The organism is Streptomyces gossypii (assembly GCF_025165795.1).
Lineage (GTDB): Bacteria > Actinomycetota > Actinomycetes > Streptomycetales > Streptomycetaceae > Streptomyces > Streptomyces gossypii.
Genome location: NZ_JAJAGO010000005.1, coordinates 58,257 through 74,770, shown reverse-complemented (window position 1 = coordinate 74,770; position 16,514 = coordinate 58,257). Strand labels below are relative to the sequence as shown.

12 protein-coding genes are annotated in these 16,514 nt (G+C 69.8%); 4 read left to right on the top strand and 8 right to left on the bottom strand.

The genetic code is table 11. The annotated features are described in order from the left end of the window. Positions 1-156: 156 nt before the first annotated feature. Together LHJ74_RS11940 and LHJ74_RS34160 are read right to left on the bottom strand one after the other, a co-directional pair. Positions 157-774, bottom strand: coding sequence for a YdbC family protein (locus LHJ74_RS11940; protein WP_260217934.1), 618 nt, complete (start codon positions 772-774; stop codon positions 157-159). 381 nt (positions 775-1,155) lie between these two features. Beyond that, the gene (locus LHJ74_RS34160) at positions 1,156-1,326 is read right to left on the bottom strand and encodes a hypothetical protein (protein WP_311203286.1); all 171 of its coding nucleotides are present in this window, start codon (positions 1,324-1,326) and stop codon (positions 1,156-1,158) included. A 215-nt stretch (positions 1,327-1,541) separates the two neighbouring features. Here LHJ74_RS34160 and LHJ74_RS11930 point away from each other — a divergent pair, with 215 nt between their 5' ends. After that, positions 1,542-2,072 carry a TerD family protein gene (locus LHJ74_RS11930; RefSeq protein WP_260217933.1) on the top strand — a complete coding sequence of 177 codons (531 nt, stop codon included), beginning with the start codon at positions 1,542-1,544 and terminating at the stop codon, positions 2,070-2,072. 87 nt (positions 2,073-2,159) lie between these two features. Here LHJ74_RS11930 and LHJ74_RS11925 read toward each other — a convergent pair whose 3' ends face one another. Both LHJ74_RS11925 and nrdR read right to left on the bottom strand, forming a co-directional pair. Continuing rightward, positions 2,160-5,036, bottom strand: coding sequence for a vitamin B12-dependent ribonucleotide reductase (locus tag LHJ74_RS11925; RefSeq protein WP_260217932.1), 2,877 nt, complete (start codon positions 5,034-5,036; stop codon positions 2,160-2,162). A gap of 115 nt (positions 5,037-5,151) precedes the next feature. Further along, a complete protein-coding gene (nrdR, locus tag LHJ74_RS11920; protein ID WP_260217931.1) occupies positions 5,152-5,673 on the bottom strand; it encodes a transcriptional regulator NrdR in 522 nt (173 codons plus the stop codon). A 453-nt stretch (positions 5,674-6,126) separates the two neighbouring features. Between nrdR and lexA the strand changes: the two genes are divergently transcribed. Beyond that, positions 6,127-6,921 carry a transcriptional repressor LexA gene (lexA, locus tag LHJ74_RS11915; protein WP_260217930.1) on the top strand — a complete coding sequence of 265 codons (795 nt, stop codon included), beginning with the start codon at positions 6,127-6,129 and terminating at the stop codon, positions 6,919-6,921. A gap of 140 nt (positions 6,922-7,061) precedes the next feature. On the opposite strand, the gene LHJ74_RS11910 is transcribed toward lexA, so the two are convergent. The 4 genes from LHJ74_RS11910 to LHJ74_RS11895 are packed head-to-tail and all read right to left on the bottom strand — an operon-like array spanning position 7,062 to position 13,844. Further along, on the bottom strand, positions 7,062-9,032 hold the full coding sequence (locus LHJ74_RS11910) for an ATP-dependent DNA helicase (RefSeq protein WP_260217929.1): 1,971 nt from the start codon (positions 9,030-9,032) through the stop codon (positions 7,062-7,064). A gap of 39 nt (positions 9,033-9,071) precedes the next feature. Next, a complete protein-coding gene (locus tag LHJ74_RS11905; protein WP_375546728.1) occupies positions 9,072-10,844 on the bottom strand; it encodes an IucA/IucC family protein in 1,773 nt (590 codons plus the stop codon). A gap of 37 nt (positions 10,845-10,881) precedes the next feature. Further along, entirely contained in the window at positions 10,882-11,601 is a 720-nt protein-coding gene (locus LHJ74_RS11900; protein WP_260217928.1) for a GNAT family N-acetyltransferase, read from the bottom strand. 44 nt (positions 11,602-11,645) lie between these two features. After that, positions 11,646-13,844 carry an IucA/IucC family protein gene (locus LHJ74_RS11895; RefSeq protein WP_260217927.1) on the bottom strand — a complete coding sequence of 733 codons (2,199 nt, stop codon included), beginning with the start codon at positions 13,842-13,844 and terminating at the stop codon, positions 11,646-11,648. Between the two features lie 159 nt (positions 13,845-14,003). Here LHJ74_RS11895 and LHJ74_RS11890 point away from each other — a divergent pair, with 159 nt between their 5' ends. Together LHJ74_RS11890 and LHJ74_RS11885 are read left to right on the top strand one after the other, a co-directional pair. Further along, positions 14,004-15,185, top strand: a complete 1,182-nt coding sequence (locus LHJ74_RS11890) for a trypsin-like serine peptidase (protein ID WP_260217926.1) — start codon at positions 14,004-14,006, stop codon at positions 15,183-15,185. A gap of 22 nt (positions 15,186-15,207) precedes the next feature. Then, positions 15,208-16,419: a trypsin-like serine peptidase gene (locus tag LHJ74_RS11885; protein ID WP_260217925.1), complete on the top strand. Its 1,212-nt coding sequence runs from the start codon at positions 15,208-15,210 to the stop codon at positions 16,417-16,419. Positions 16,420-16,514: the final 95 nt, after the last annotated feature.

Genomic DNA, 16,514 nt, shown 5'->3' with positions numbered 1-16,514 from the left:
TGTCCCGTGATCCCTGGCGGGCGCACGACGACAGCTACGGCACCTCGCTGCGTTGCCGGAACGCCCGGACACGCCCAGTACGAGGACGCCCCTCCGCCTTGCGAAGCACCGCATCTGACGCCGCGCGCTGATCCACCAGGGATCACGGGACAGCCCTCAGGGGGTCATCACCGTCCAGGAAGGCTCGAGGTCGATGACGTCGCCCGCGATGGCCGCCAGGTCGGCCCCCGTCTGGGCCCGCAGCGCCAGCCGTTCCACCCGCTCGGCGCGGTATTTCCCGTGCTCCGCCGTCGAATTCCACATGGACAGCACCAGGAACTCGTCCTCCGGCTGCGCCTGCGCGAAAACCCCACGGAGCATTCCGGGAGATCCGGCCATCGCCGGATTCCACACCTTCTCCTGCATCAGCACGAAGTGGTCCATGCGGTCGTGCCGCACCGTGCAGTGCGCCACCCGCAGCAGGTCGGTGCCGAGGAAGGTGGGCTCGAAACCCACCTTCACGTCGAACCGGTACTCGAAGAGCCGTACCTGCATGTCCTGGTACGTGCCGACCTGCGAGGCGTGCAGCCGGTCGTGGGAGCGTGCCATGAAGGAGTCGTAGAAGGCACGGCTCTCCCAGAATCCGAAGAGATGTGCCACCCCGGCCCTGGACCGGCTCCAGCCGCCGCCCTGGCCAAGGAATCCCGGCTCGCCGAGCAGCCCCGCCCACTTTCGCTGAGCCCGCTCGAACCCTCGACGGTCCACGACGGTGCAGCGCATCCACTTGACCAGCACCGCGCCATCGTACGGCCATCCGGGTGAGCAGCCATACGCACAGGGCGCACGTACCCACTCCGCGCTCCCCGGCGCGCACCTCAAGAGCGACCCGGAAAGAGCCCAAGGGCTGCCGGCCGACTGCCAGGCCGCCCAGTCCAGGATGCTGAGCAGCCGCCCCCGGCCCACACCAGCGCCGCCGGTGCCCCGTTGACCTCAGCCACGGTGGTTCCCGTCGAACCGCCTGACTTCTCCATCCCGCCGACCAGATAGCGCGCCACGCGGGCGGATCCGCCCCGTCCTCGGTGAGAACCGGCTCCGGGAGCCACCGTCCGACGTACTGCGCGCGCCGGGAGCGGGCGGAATTCAGCCGGTTGAGACAGAGGTTGGTGACGACCTTGGTCAGCCAGGCGGCGGGGGGGTGAGCGTGTCCCGTTCCGCCGAGTCCCGGCGCAGACAGGCGTCCCGCACCGCATCGTCGGCCTCCGCAGCCGACCCCAGCATCCGGTAGGCGAGCCCGGACAGCCGCCCGCACTGCGCCTCGAACGCGTCGGCCGCCGCGTCACGGGCCACCGGCCCGGCCGTCCTGCCCCGGATTCTCGCAAGCCCGAGTGGCAGGCCCTCTGTTGGGGCAGTGGATCAGGGGGTACCGCGCTGTCACACGTGGCAACATGGTGGGTCGACCGACGGCAATTTCCTTGACGGGTACCAGAGATACCGCTGACGCAGCTGCTGCAGGCGTCAATCGTCCGGTCCGTATTCGCCCGGTTCCACTGAAGGGAAAACTGGTGAGCAGTCTCAGCAAGGGCATCGAAAAGGTCGAGGTGACGCTCAGGTGGGATCCCAGCCCTCCGGGAGAGCCGGATCATGATCTCGACATCATCGCAGCGACCTACTCGGCGGACGATCCGTACGGACGACCGCAGTATCTGGTGCACTTCGACAGCCGCTCGCCCGACGGCACCATCACCCTCCACCGGGACAGCCGCGACGGGAAGGGCTTCGGCTCCGACGAGGTAATGTCCCTGGAACTCGACCGGCTCTCTGCCACCTACTCCCGGGTGGTGGTGGGGGTCGCCATTCAGCAGGCCGGTGGACGGCGGACGTTCGCGGAAATAGTGAACCCCGGCATCCGGATCCTTGAGGGATACACCGAACTGGCGGTCGATGAATTCGCGGGCGTCGCCGGAGCCACTGCGGCGACCATCGGAGAATTCACCCGGAACGGCCCGGAGTCCTGGGGTTTCCATTCGCTGGTACGAGGGTTCGACGCCGATCCGGACACCTTCACCAGGGTCATGGGCAGCAACCCGCGCTGAGCCGCACGCGGCAGGGCGGTGCAGCCGGGATGTCCCGGCTGCACCGCCCTGCCCGGCAGTCACCTCACGGTGTGGCGTCCGCCGCCCTCAGCTGCAGCCGCTGGTGGAGCCGCAGCCCTCGCAGAGGTAGCAGCTGCCCGCGCGGCGCATCTTCGTGCCACAGGAGAAGCACAGCGGTGCGTCGGCGTTCAGGCCCAGCTGCATCTCCACCAGTTCGGTGGAGTTGTGCGCCTCCGACGGAGCGGGAGCCGCCGCCGTCGGCTGCGCGTCGGCGTCCGGTACTGCGGCGTCCGGAGCGTCGGCCGAGTGCAGGGGCGCGGACTGGGCGAAGCCCTCCACGTCCATCTCCTCCGCCGACGATTCGTACGACCCGGTGTCCAGATGACGCTGCCGCTCCTCGGCGGAGTGGATACCGAGCGCCGAACGCGTTTCGAAGGGCAGGAAGTCCAGCGCCAGGCGGCGGAAGATGTAGTCGACGATCGACTGCGCCATCCGTACGTCCTGGTCGTCGGTCATCCCGGCCGGTTCGAAGCGCATGTTGGTGAACTTCGAGACGTACGTCTCCAGCGGCACGCCGTACTGCAGGCCCACCGAGACCGCGATCGAGAAGGCGTCCATCATGCCCGCGAGGGTGGAACCCTGCTTGGACATCTTCAGGAAGACCTCGCCGAGGCCGTCGTCCGGGTAGGAGTTGGCCGTCATGTAGCCCTCGGCGCCGCCGACCGTGAAGGAGGTGGTGATGCCCGGACGGCCCTTGGGCAGCCGGTTGCGGACCGCGCGGTACTCGATGACCTTCTCGGGCTCGGGCTCGGCGGCCACCTTCTTCTCGGTCCGCTTGGCCGAGAGCGGCTGGCCCACCTTGGAGTTCTCGACATAGACGGCGAGCGCCTTCGTGCCGAGCTTCCAGCCCTGCAGGAAGATCTCCTCGACGTCCTCGACAGTGCTGCTCGAGGGCATGTTGACGGTCTTGGAGATCGCTCCGGAAAGGAACGGCTGGGCGGCCGCCATCATCCGGACGTGCCCCATCGGGGAGATGGAGCGCTCGCCCATGGCGCAGTCGAACACCGAGTAGTGCTCGGGCTTCAGCCCGGGGGCGTCGCTGACGTTGCCGTGCTCGGCGATGTGTTCGACGACGGCCTCGACCTGCTCCGGCTGGTAGCCAAGCCGCTTGAGCGCCTTCGGCACCGTGTTGTTCACGATCTGCATCGAGCCGCCGCCGACCAGCTTCTTGAACTTGACGAGGGCGAGGTCGGGCTCGACGCCGGTGGTGTCGCAGTCCATCATCAGGCCGATGGTGCCGGTGGGCGCCAGCACGGAGGCCTGTGCGTTGCGGTAGCCGTGCTTCCCGCCCAGCCGGATGACGTCCTGCCATGCCTCCGTCGCCGCGGCCCAGACGGGAGTGTCCAGGTCGTCGACGCGCTTCGCGTCGGTGTTGGCGTCCGCGTGCTGCGTCATCACCCGCTGGTGGGCCTGCGCGTTACGGGCGTAGCCGTCGTACGGGCCGACAACGCCGGCCAGTTCGGCGGAACGCTTGTACGAGGTGCCGGTCATCAGCGAGGTGATGGCGCCCGCGAGGCCGCGGCCGCCGTCGCTGTCGTACGCATGGCCGGTGGCCATCAGCAGGGCGCCGAGGTTCGCGTAGCCGATGCCGAGCTGCCGGAAGGCGCGCGTGGTCTCACCGATCTTCTCGGTCGGGAAGTCCGCGAAGCAGATGGAGATGTCCATCGCGGTGATGACCAGCTCGACGACCTTGGCGAAGCGCTCGGAGTCGAACGACTGGTTGCCGCTGTCGTCGGCGCGCAGGAACTTCATCAGGTTCAGCGAGGCGAGGTTGCACGACGAGTTGTCCAGGTGCATGTACTCGCTGCACGGATTGGACGCGGTGATCCGGCCCGACTCGGGCGAGGTGTGCCAACGGTTAATGGTGTCGTCGTACTGTATGCCCGGATCGGCGCAGACATGCGCGGCCACCGCCATCTTGCGCAGCAGCGCCTTGGCGTCGACCTCCTCGACGACCTCGCCCGTCATCCTGGCGCGCAGCGGGAACTTCTCCCCGGCCTCCGCCGCCTTCATGAACTCATCGGTCACCCGGACCGAGTTGTTCGCGTTCTGATACTGGACGGAGGCGATGTCGTCCCCGCCGAGGTCCATGTCGAAGCCCGCGTCGCGCAGCGCGCGGATCTTCTCCTCCTCCTTCACCTTCGTCTCGATGAACGCCTCGACGTCCGGGTGGTCCACATCGAGTACGACCATCTTCGCGGCACGCCGGGTGGCACCGCCCGACTTGATCGTGCCGGCGGACGCGTCGGCGCCGCGCATGAAGGAGACCGGGCCGGAGGCGTTGCCGCCAGAGGACAGCAGTTCCCTGGAGGAGCGGATGCGGGAGAGGTTCAGGCCCGCGCCGGAACCCCCCTTGAAGATCATCCCCTCTTCCTTGTACCAGTCCAGGATCGACTCCATCGAGTCGTCGACGGAGAGGATGAAGCAGGCGCTGACCTGCTGCGGCTGCTTGGTCCCGACGTTGAACCAGACCGGGGAGTTGAACGCGAAGACCTGGTGCAGCACCGCGTAGGCCAGTTCGTGCTCGAAGATCTCGGCGTCCTCGGCGGACGCGAAGTAACCATTCTGCTCTCCCGCCGCGCGATAGCTGCGCACCACGCGGTCGATGAGCTGCTTGAGGCTGTGCTCCCGCTGTGGCGTGCCGACGGCACCGCGGAAGTACTTGCTGGTGACGATGTTGACCGCGTTCACCGACCAGAAGCCGGGGAACTCGACGCCACGCTGCTCGAAGTTGACCGAGCCGTCGCGCCAGTTGGTCATGACGACGTCCCGGCGCTCCCACTCCACCTCGTCGTACGGATGTACGCCGGGGGTGGTGTGGATGCGCTCGATGCGCAGCCCCTTGTTCGCCTTGCTGCCCTTCGCGCGGGAGCCGCGTGCCGGGCCGCTCGTCGTCTCTGTCATTCCGCCTCCCTTTGCGGGCATAACGCCCCCAAGTGCCCTGTTTCTTCCAGGGCACGGTGTATGTCTGATGAGCCGGAGCACCTGGGGCGCACCGGCCTGTTCCTCGTCCGGCCGGTCAGTCGGCGGCGACGGCGGGCGCGGGGACCTCGGTGACCCCACCCGCCTCGTCCTTCTCCTGCGCACCAGGAGGTGGTGGCGCGTCGCGCAGCTCCGCGATGGCGGCCTCGAAGTCCTCGAGCGACTCGAACGCCCGGTACACGGAGGCGAACCGCAGATACGCGACGAGGTCGAGATCCTGGAGCGGGCCGAGTATGGCGAGGCCGACGTCGTGCGCGGAGAGCTCCGCGCTCCCCGTCGCCCGGACTGCCTCCTCGACGCGCTGTCCGAGCTGCGCGAGGGCGTCCTCGGTGACCGGGCGCCCCTGGCATGCCTTGCGGACCCCGGCGATCACCTTGCCCCGGCTGAAGGGCTCGGTGACGCCGCTGCGCTTGATCACCATGAGTGACGCGTTCTCGACCGTGGTGAACCGACGGGAGCAGTCGGGGCACTGACGGCGGCGCCGGATCGCGGTGCCGTCATCGGCCGTACGGCTGTCGACGACGCGGCTGTCGGAGTGCCTGCAGAAGGGACAGTGCATCGCTTCCCACCCTTCTTGAGCCCTCGTTACACATGACTGAACGACCTCGGAGAGCCCCTGGCAGGGACCGTCGAAGTAATCACCAGCATAGTCCACACCCCGCCGCCCGAAAGACCGGGCACCACAACTTGTAGGTGGCTCACGCCATCTAACCACTAGATCTGGTGTCAGGAGGCAACCGGTCGCTCGCGCGGCGCGTCGCGTCGGCAGCGCCGAGCGTACGGGAATGAGGGTGCGCGGCCGACGGCGGGGCGGGCCTGCGACACTGAGCGCACACCTGCCCACGACGGCCGGACGGCGAGCCCCGGGCTCCCGCTCCGGCGGCCGACTTACACCCATCCACTTGATCACGTCAGCCGAATAGCGAATTTTCACTCGAACGTGTGTTTGGCGCAACCTTTCGAAACCAACTACCGTTGTCCCATTAGGGAGTACCGCTCGAAAGGGGCTGACGTGACCACCGCCGCAGACAGTGCCATCATCACCACACAGGACCGTTCCGCACCGGCGATCGACCAGACACCGCAGGTCAGAAGCGATGTAACGAACCCGGTCGCCGACGAGCCACAGCCTGCCCGCGCCCTGCCCGGCCGGCCGCCGGGCATCCGGGCCGACAGCTCGGGGCTCACCGACCGGCAACGGCGCGTAATCGAGGTGATCCGTGACTCTGTGCAGCGGCGAGGATACCCACCGTCGATGCGGGAGATCGGGCAGGCCGTCGGACTCTCCAGCACCTCCTCGGTGGCACACCAGCTGATGGCGCTGGAGCGCAAGGGCTTCCTCCGCCGGGACCCACACCGTCCCCGCGCGTACGAGGTGCGCGGCTCCGACACGCCCAGCACCCAGACCACCACGGACACCACCGGGAAGCCCTCGGCGTCCTACGTCCCGCTCGTCGGCCGGATCGCCGCCGGTGGCCCGATCCTCGCCGAGGAGTCCGTGGAGGACGTCTTCCCACTGCCGCGTCAGCTGGTGGGCGACGGCGAGCTTTTCGTCCTCAAGGTCGTCGGCGACTCGATGGTCGAGGCGGCGATCTGCGACGGCGACTGGGTCACGGTGCGCCGTCAGCCGGTCGCGGAGAACGGCGACATCGTCGCGGCCATGCTGGAGGGCGAAGCGACGGTGAAGCGCTTCAAGCGCGAGGACGGCCATGTGTGGCTGCTGCCGCACAACGCCTCGTACCAGCCGATCCCCGGCGACGACGCGACGATCCTCGGCAAGGTCGTGGCGGTGCTGCGCCGCATGTGACGGCCTCCTGCCGCTGCCTGCCGCTCCGCCGCTTCCGCGGCTCCCGTCGCGACGGCGTCTACCGCCGTGGCGCGGGGAACGTGCCCCGGAACCTCTGCGCCGGTTCCGGGGCATCGCTGTGCGCGCCGCGCCGCCCAGCCTCACTCCTGCCGACTGCGCGCCTTCTCGTCGATCGCGGCCAGCGAGCGCCGCACCTGGTTGCGGTCCGTCGTGTACCAGAAGCCGGGCATCGAGGCGCGCAGGTAGGAGCCATAGCGCGCCCGCTCGAGCCTGGGGTCGAGCACCGCCACCACGCCTCGGTCCTCCGAGGCCCGCACCAGGCGTCCGGAACCCTGGGCCATCAGCAGCGCCGCATGCGTCGCGGCCACCGCCATGAAGCCGTTCCCGCCCGCCTCCTCGACCGCCTTCTGCCGGGCGCTCATCAGCGGATCATCCGGCCGCGGGAAGGGGATGCGGTCCATGACCACCAGCTGACAGCTGGCTCCCGGCACGTCCACGCCCTGCCACAGCGAGAGCGTCCCGAAGAGGCAGGTGGCCGGATCGGCGGCGAACCGGCCGATGAGTTCGCCGAGCGTCTCCTCCCCCTGCAGCAGGATCGGCACGTCGAGGCGCCCCCGCAGGTCCTCGGCAGCCGCCCGTGCCGCCCGCATCGAGGAGAAGAGCCCGAGCGTACGGCCGCCCGCCGCCTCCACCAGTTCGGCGAGCTCCGCCAGCATGTCCTCCCGGGAGCCCTCGCGGCCAGGGGGCGAGAGGTGCTTCGCCACATAGAGGATGCCCTGCTTCTCGTAGGCGAAGGGGGAGCCCGCGTCCAGCCCCTTCCAGCGCGGCAGTTCGTCGTCCTCCCGGCCCTCCGGAGCGAGCCCGAGGGAGGCACCCACGCCGTTGAAGTCGCCGCCGAGCTTCAGCGTCGCGGAGGTGAGGATCACCGACCGGTCAGTGAAGAGCTTCTCCCGCAGCAGTCCGGAGACGGAGAGCGGCGCCACCCGCAGTGAGGCGCCGAAGCGGTCGTCGCGCTCGCACCAGATCACGTCGTACTCGGAGGCCTCGACCAAACGCTCGGCGACATCGTGGATGCTCGTGATCCCGGCCAGCGCCTGCTTACGGACCGCGTCCTCGTCCTGGACGGACTTGTCGCGGGTGTTCCCCAGCGCCGTCACGCAGGAGCGGGTGGCGTCGCGCAGCGCCATCAGGGCGTATCCCAGATCCTCGGGCACCTCTTCGAGACGCCCCGGAAGGGCGAGCTCCATCAGCCGCTCGAAGGTCTCGGCCGCGGTCTGCAGCTGATCCGCGGTCTTCTCGTCGATCAGCTTCGACACCCTGCGCACCGCGCGCTGGACACTGCCGGGGCTCAGCTCGCCGGTGGCGACCCCGGTCACCCGCCCGACCAGCTCATGTGCCTCGTCGACGATCAGGACCTCATGCTCCGGGAGCACCGGGGCGCCCTCGATCGCGTCGATGGCGAGCAGCGCGTGATTGGTGACGATGACATCGGCGAGCTTCGCGCGCTCCCGGGAGGCTTCCGCGAAACACTCCGGGCCGTAGGCGCACCTGCTGGCACCGAGGCACTCACGGGCGGACACCGACACCTGGGACCAGGCCCGGTCGGAGACCCCGGGCCGCAGGTCGTCCCGGTCACCGGTCTCCGTGTCGTCCGACCAGTCCCGCAGCCGCAGCAAATCCTGGCCCAGCTTGCTGGTCGGGGCCGCCGCCTCGAACGGATCGAAGAGACCCTCCTCCTCGTCCTGCGGCACCCCCTCGTGCAGCCGGTGCAGACACAGGTAGTTGGACCTGCCCTTGAGCATCGCGAATTCGGGGCGGCGGCCCAGCTGCGGCTGGAGCGCCTCGACCGTACGCGGAAGGTCTCGCTCCACCAGCTGGCGCTGCAAGGCGAGCGTGGCGGTGGCGACCACCACGCGCTCCCCGTGCGCCAGCGCCGGCACCAGATAGCCGAGTGACTTTCCGGTGCCGGTACCGGCCTGGATCAGGCGGTGGGTACCCTCGTCGACGGCCTCGGCGACGGCTTCCGCCATAGCCACCTGGCCAGGGCGTTCGATACCTCCGATCGCGGTGACGGCGGCGTGCAGGAGGTCGGTGAGGGCGGGCTCGCTCATAGCTCCGACACCCTACGCGGCCGCACCGACATCACGGACTCACGGGCCGTGCAGAGGGTTGGGCACGCTCCCGTGCACCGCGGCGTGCGGGCGCTGCGCCCGGTCCCGGTAGCCGTCCAGATGCAGCCGGTTCCGGTTGAGGCAGAGACGGGCGATGCGCGGCAGCTGGAGATCGAAGGTCCTGAATCGTTCCTTCAGCTCCGGGAAGCGGTCCTGGTGGCGGCCGAGCTCGGCCCGTACGAGGGCCCAGAACTCCCCCTCGGGGACGTCCAGCTGCTCCTCGCACAGTGGTGCCAGATAGCGGAAGACGCCGATGAAGAGCCCGGAGTGGATGAACTGGGTGAGGAACTCCGGCTCCTCGGCGAGCAGCACCCCCCGTACCTCCTCGGGCATCCCCGCGTGCTCGGGCAGCGGGAGCGCACTGATGTTCATGTCGTCGACGAAGTCCTTGACCGCCAGGCGCACCGGCACCTCGTCGGCGTCGAAGACCACGATGGCGTTCTCCCCGTGCGGTGAGAAGACGGTGCCGTAGCGGTAGAGGAAGCGCAGCAGCGGCGGCAGCAGGGCCGCGAAGAGGCGGCGTAACCAGACCGCGGCGTCCAGCCCGGACCGTGCCACCAGCTCGGCGGCGAAGGAGCGGCCGTCCGGGTCGGTGTGCAGGAGCGCAGCGAGCGTGCGGGCCCGCTCACCGCCCTCCAGGTAGGCCGTCAGCGGCTCCCGCCAGATGCAGCCCAGCAGTTCTCGGTACTGGTAGGGCACCTGCGGCAGCGCGTCGTAGTCGCGATGCGGGACGGTGACGGAGGCGACCTCCCCGAGCAGGATCACCCGGCACTCGTCGCGCAGGAACGGGTCGGCGTCGCGCACCCCCTGCACCCAGGAGGTGACGGCGGGCGCCGCCAGGGTCCGGTCGGTGGGCAGCCCACGCCAGACCAGGGTGTTGAGGATGGAGAGCGGCAGTTTGACGGTGTGCCGCTCCGGATGGCTGAGGTTGAGGAAGGTGCGGATCGACTGCTGGGGCAGCCGCAGTTCGTCGTCGGCGTCCAGCGGCACGATCGTCCCCCGTGCGATCTCGGCCGCGAACAGCGGCGCCACCGTCTCCTCCCACTGCCACGGATGGACCGGCAGCAGCAGATGATCCTCCGGCCGCAGACCGCGGGCGCGCAGGAGGTCGGCGAATCGTTTCTGGACGGCTGTGTCCAGCTCACGTGCGTACAGCTGAGCGGGCGTGGCGAGGGCGGGGACGCCCCGGTAGGCGGCCAGCTCCCGGTGTACGGCGATCCAGGGGAGCCGGTGACGCCGCCTGGCCTCAGGGGCCCAGTGCTCGGCGTCGGCGTCGGAGAAGCCGAGCCGTCCCTTGTTGGCCACCAGCCAGGGGTGGCCCACCTGGTGGCCTTCGAGATCGGCGTAGTCGAGATCGGCGAGTGCGGCCGCGCTGAGCGCTCCGTCTGCCATCCGGGTGTCGGCGACAAGGGTCGCGGTCAGCTCACGGATCAGATGCCCCGTCGTGTCACCGCTGAGCCCGAGCAGCACCTCGTGCGCGCGGGCCAGGAAGTGGAACGGGTCGCTTTCCGGGGTGAGTGACCCGGGGTCGATCCGCCAGTGGCCGTACGCGCCCCGGCGGGCGCGGAAGCGGAAGGTCAGGTCGGGCCCGACGCGGAGCCGGTAGCGCCCCGGACTCTCGGGCTCGGGGCGGATGATCTCCTCATAGGCGAACTCCGTGAGCATCTTGACGAGCAGCCGCCGGGCGGCAAGGGCCCAGTTCTCCTGCTCGAGGCCGGTGGGCCGGCGCAGGGCGGTGGGGTGTGCGGGCACCGGGGTTCTCCTTGTCAGAGGTCCGTGTCCAGAGGTCTCAGAGGTGGTGGCGCAGCGCGCGGTCGCGGATCATCAGGGCCGCGCGCTTCTCCGGAAGGTCCACCTCGGCGGAGAAGCGGAAGCCCGCCGCGAGAAACGCGGCCACCGACGGAGTGTTGCGCAGATCCGGCTCGGCCAGAACCCGCAGGCAACTGGAACGGTGTTCGAGGATGAGATCGCCGACTGCCCGCAGCAGCGTGCTGCCGAGGCCGCGGCCACGGTCTCCGGCGGCGCCGACCAGCACATGCACGCCGGTGTCATGCGGCCGCGCCGGGTAGTTCCGGGCGAGGGAGTCGAGGTCCGCGCGGTAGATCTCCCAGTAGCTCATCGGCGTGCCGTCCAGGACGCCGAGGCAGGGGACGCTGCGACCGTCCCCCTCGACCTGGGCTCGGAGATGGTGCGCCGTGTTCTCCTCGGGCCCGGAGAGACCCCAGAAGGCATCCACCGCCGGGTCGTTCATCCAGGCATGGATGAGGCGGAGGTCCCGGTCGACCCGCACCGGGACGAGTTGCAGCACCCCGGCCGCGGTCCTGCTCGCGGCCCACTCCGCGGGGGTGTCGAGCAGATCCGGCCCGGACGTACCCGCCGTACCGGGGTCGGCGGGCCTGCCGGGGCCGGTCGCGCCCAGCGCCCCGGCGAGCCGCAGGTCCACGGTGTCCGCGCTGCTGGAATACGCGGCTCTCACCTTCGGGGGCCCGGACGGTGGATGATGCTTCATTTATCGGCGCCTCCTGCCAGGTGAACAGCCGGCCGGATGGCTGGTCAGCTGCTGAGCGGATTGGTCACGGTCACATACACGGACTGGGTGTCGACCGGCCCCACGAGTTCGTCCATCCCCCGCAGCCGGGTGAGCAGATTTGCCTTGCAGCGGAGGGTGGGCGAATCCAGCAGCAGCGCGGGCAGCGGCGACACCGGTTCCTGCCCGCTCCCCCGCGAGGCTCCGTCCAGAAAGCCGCGGAGGGCGCTCAGCAGCAGCCGTTCGTCGGCGAGCCCCTGGGAGCCGAAGGCGCCGATGAGGCCGAGCACGTTGTTGATGCCGAGGTAGTACGCGAACCGCTCGTCGGTGACGTCGTCGTCGACGTACGAATCGCTGGCGACACCCGCCCCCGGCAGTTGCCGCTCGATCTCGGCACGGCGGGACGTCCGGAAGTAGTAGCCCTGGTTGTCCCGGTAGCGCCCGCCGCAGGGCCAGCCGTCGGGGTCGAGGAGGACCAGGGTGTTCTGCTGGTGCGCCTCCAGGGCGATACCGGCGTGCGCGTCCAGCCAGAGCACGGGCCGCACGACGGTGTCGAGATAGCGCCGGAACCACTCGGCGGCCACGGCGGCCACCGGCTCACCGCTGCCGCACGCGAGCCGCCGCACCACATCACTGAGCCGTGACCGCAGCTCGCGCCCCGGCGCACCGGGCCACGGACGTAGCGAGGCGAGCGACGCCACACAAACGGCGTCGTCCTGCGGGGCGAAAGGGTTGTGCCGGATCACGGTGTCCAGACCGGGCAGCGGCTCGCCGTCCAGGTCCACCCCGAGCCAGGCCGGATCGCGGACGATGTCGAAGCCGGGGTGGGCGGACTGCCACCGGGCACCGAGGCCGCCGCGCAGCAGACGGTGCACCTCGACGCCCCGTAGCAGTTCCTTGCGGAGGTTCTCCCGCCGGGAGTTGGTGATCCGCAGGCCCAGCGAGAGCTTCAGCATCGCGGTGGCCCCGGGGCGGTGCACCGTACGCACCGAGGAGGTCGGGTGCCAGCGGTCTCCGCACTGGCCGAGGTCGTGCAGCAGCCCCGCCTCCAGCATGCGGACGACCCGGGGCTCGTACCGCAGCTCGCGGGCCTGCCAGGGGTGCAGGGGCAGCAGTACGGCGCCGTCGGGGAGGCGTTCGGCTACGGCCTCGCCTGCCAGGCTCGCGGCGAGAACCCCGGCCGGGACGGCGGACTCCGCGGTGCGGGACGTACGCTCCGCGCCGCCTGCCCCGACGGTGCCGCCCGCTTCCGGTGCCTGCCCCGCCTCATGCTCGTGCCACGCGGAGTCGGTGGCCAGCACGGAGGCGTCGACCGCCAGCCAGTGCAGCGCGAACGAGCCGCGCATCTCCGGCGAGAAGACCTGCGCCTCCCGGTCCGACAGCCCCTCGCGGCTCTTGGGCGTGGGGTGGACGGGATGCCCGAGCAGGAGCGCCTGCTCCGCGTCCAGGAAGAGATCGCCGTCCCGCGGACTTCCCGGGGCGACCCGGCGTTCGGCCAGGAACACGGCGGTACGCCGCACCGAGTCGGCGACGCGCCCCACCAGTGCCGTGCCCTCCCCCGAGGCTCGGTTGCCGCCGCCACGATGGGCCGCCTCACGGCCGATCAGCGCGGCCAGGGTGACGGCGTCCACCGGTTCGGCGTCCAACGGGGCCCCGTCCAGCAGCGGCGGGCCGAACCGGTGCCAGCCGGTGGCCGACCAGTGGCGCAACGGTACACACAGGGTGGTGCCCGTGGCGGTGAGCGGAATGCGCAGCGCTCCGTCCTCGGGCGGCGGCAGGTCGTTCTCCCGGACCCAGCAGCGCAGCAGGTTCTCCACGGCGGCGGCATCGGCGACCGCTCCGGTATCGGCCGCTTCCAGCGGATCCGGCCGTGCGGTGAGCACCACCGTCCCGTCGGCGCCCTGGTAGCTGCCGTCGGTACTCGGGAGCACGCCGTCGGAGCCCGAGTACCCGCCGTCGGGGCCCACGTGCCCTTGCCCCAGGCTGGCGTTCCCCTGGCCCGGGGCGCTGCGCAGCGGCTGGCGGGGAACCGTGGGTTCGGTGCGCCGAGCGGGGCGTTTGCGGACCGGTAGCCCCCAGTCGGACGGATACCCCTCGGATCCGGAGCGCGCGTTCACGGCTGCTGCCTCCTGTGCTGTCGACTCGGCGCGCCGACGGGCGAGCCGCTTCCCCCGTGCGTACCAACGACGGGGGAAGCTGCTGATCACGCTCTCTTTCAAGATCATCTGTACGCACCGCCGGACGCCGGGCGATTCGGGAACCGCGCACCCTGCCGCGTCCGTCCCCAAACTCACCGGGCATAGTGGGGGCCGCCCCGCACCGGCGAGGTGCATGACAAGAACAAGAACAAAGCAAGCTGATCCATCTCAGGGGGAGTTCATTCCATGTCATCCATAGGCAGTTCTGTGCGCCGTCATCGGCGGGCCCTGGCCGCTGTGGCGGCCGTCGCCGCACTGGCGGTGACGGCCACCGCGTGCGGCCCGGAGGACGAAAACGCGGACGCCAAGCCGAGTGATGGCGCGGCACAACAGCCCAAGGACGACCTCAAGGAAGACCTGGGGCTGCCGGACAAGCTGCCCAAGGACCTCCCCGACTCGCTCAAGGACCTGGACAAGTGGAAGGACGGGGGGTGGAAGAACTGGGACAAGGAGGACTGGCTGCGCGAGGCCCAGGACTTCATCAACCCGATCATCGACGACTACTGGGACCAGGACCGGATGGACGACGCGGAGGAGAACGAACGCGACGTCGACGACTCCGACATCGACCAGGGCGTCACCGACCCGACCCCGGATCCGGTGGACGCGGCCGCCGTCGCCAATCCGTACACCGACAACGCCCCGCCGGTGGGCAAGATCTTCATGGAGACCCCGAAGGGGTCCATGGTCTGCTCCGGCACAGTCATCAAGGACCCGGAGAACCCCGGAAAGTCGAACCTCGTCGCGACCGCCGGGCACTGCGTGCACGCGGGCAAGGAGGGCGGCTGGTTCCGTAACGTCGTCTTCGTGCCGCACTTCAACAGCAAGGGCCTGCCCGCCGCTCAGCTGGAGCAGGCGCCGAAGAAGGATGTCGCCCCGCACGGCCTGTGGTGGGCCAAGCACGCCCGCACCACCGACCACTGGATCGACAGCGGCGCCACCCAGGGCGGCAGCGGCGCCCCGCAGGACTTCGCGGTCCTGAAGGTGCAGCCGGAGGACAAGGGCGCCACCTCGCTCGAGGAGACCGTCGGAAAATCCGTGAAGCCCAACTTCCAGACGCCCGGCGTGAAGAACATCCCCACCCTGGCCGCACACGGCTACCCGGCCGCACCGCCGTTCACCGGCGAGAAGATGTACTCCTGCAAGGACAAGCCGGGCCGGCTCTCCCTGGACACCGCTCAGCCCACCATGTACCGCATCGGCTGCACCATGACCGGCGGCTCCTCCGGCGGCGGCTGGTTCAGTGACGACGGCAAGGAACTGCTCTCGGTCACCTCGGTAGGTCCCGTCACCGCCACCTGGCTCGCCGGGCCTGCGCTGGGCAAGGAAGCCAAGAGCGTCTACGACGCCGTCGGCGACCTGAGCTGATCCCGAGGAGAGCGCCAGACTCATGTCATTCATCACGGAACGGCGGCGTCGCCGCCCGGCGTTCGCCGCAGCAGCCTGCACAGCGGCGCTCGCCCTGACGGTCACCGCCTGCGGGGGCGGCGACTCCGCCGACGACAAGGACGACTCGGCGAAGTCGAAGCCCAGCGCCTCGGCGGACAAGGCAGCGCCTTCCGAGGACCTCCTGCCGGACGAACTGCCAAAGGACCTGCCCACCTCGCTCCAGGACCTGGAGAAGTGGAAGGACGGGGGCTGGAAGAACTGGGACCAGAAGGAATGGCTGCGTGACGCCGCCGACTTCGCCAACCCCCTCATCCCGGATCACTGGAAGCCGGAACGGATGGAGCAGGCGGAGGGCAACGACCACACGGTCACCGCCAGCGCCGGCACCTCCGCGGGCTCCACCGACCGCGAACCTGCCGAGGTCAAGGCGAAGCAGGTGGAGACGCCCTACACACGCAACGCCGCACCGGCCGGAAAGATCTTCATGGAGACCCCGGACGGGCCCATGGTCTGCTCCGGCACCGTGGTGGAGGACCCCCGCAACCCGGGGAAGTCCAACCTCGTGGCCACCGCCGGGCACTGCATCCACTCCGGCAAGACCGGCGGCTGGTTCCGCAACATCATGTTCGTACCCGCATACAACAACAACGGCCTGTCCGCGTCACAGGTCAACGGTGCGCAGCAGAACCAGGTCTACCCGTACGGGCAGTTCTGGGTGGAGTGGATCCAGACAACCGACTACTGGATGAAGAACGGCGCCGAGAGCGGTGGCGGGGGCGCGCAGCAGGACTTCGCGGTCCTGAAGGTGCGCGGCAACGAGAAGACCGGCAAGTCTCTGGAGGAGAGCGTCGGCGCCGCGGTGAAGGTCAACTTCAACGCGCCCTCGGCCGAGCGCATCTCGGGCATGAGCTCCTACGGCTACCCCGCCGAGGCTCCGTACAAGGGCGCCCGGATGTTCCAGTGCACGGACAAGCCGGGACGCTACACCCTGGATCCGAACGAGGAGCCGATGTACCGCATCGGGTGCACCATGACCGGCGGGATGTCGGGCGGCGGGATCTTCGCGGCCAGGGAGGACGGCAAGGCCCAGCTGGTGTCCGTCAACTCGCTGATAAACCGGCCCGATGTCAGCTACGCGGCCGGTCCGCACCTCGGTGCGGCGGCCAAGGGCGTCTTCGACGCGATCAGCAAGAAGTACGCGGGCAAGAGCTGACGGAAGCCGACTGCCCGCGCGCGACACGGCGCGGGACAAGAGCGGAGGCCCGCCTCCCGGACTGCTCCGGGAAGCGGGCCTCCGCCGTGTGCGCC

Bases quoted from the DNA above. Each gene is read 5' to 3' on its own strand.
- LHJ74_RS11885 (WP_260217925.1), top strand. From the start codon at position 15,208: ATGTCATTCATCACGGAACGGCGGCGTCGCCGCCCGGCGTTCGCCGCA.
- LHJ74_RS11900 (WP_260217928.1), bottom strand. From the start codon at position 11,601: ATGAAGCATCATCCACCGTCCGGGCCCCCGAAGGTGAGAGCCGCGTAT.
- LHJ74_RS11910 (WP_260217929.1), bottom strand. From the start codon at position 9,032: ATGAGCGAGCCCGCCCTCACCGACCTCCTGCACGCCGCCGTCACCGCG.
- LHJ74_RS11895 (WP_260217927.1), bottom strand. From the start codon at position 13,844: ATGATCTTGAAAGAGAGCGTGATCAGCAGCTTCCCCCGTCGTTGGTAC.
- nrdR (WP_260217931.1), bottom strand. From the start codon at position 5,673: ATGCACTGTCCCTTCTGCAGGCACTCCGACAGCCGCGTCGTCGACAGC.
- LHJ74_RS11925 (WP_260217932.1), bottom strand. From the start codon at position 5,036: ATGACAGAGACGACGAGCGGCCCGGCACGCGGCTCCCGCGCGAAGGGC.
- LHJ74_RS11890 (WP_260217926.1), top strand. From the start codon at position 14,004: ATGTCATCCATAGGCAGTTCTGTGCGCCGTCATCGGCGGGCCCTGGCC.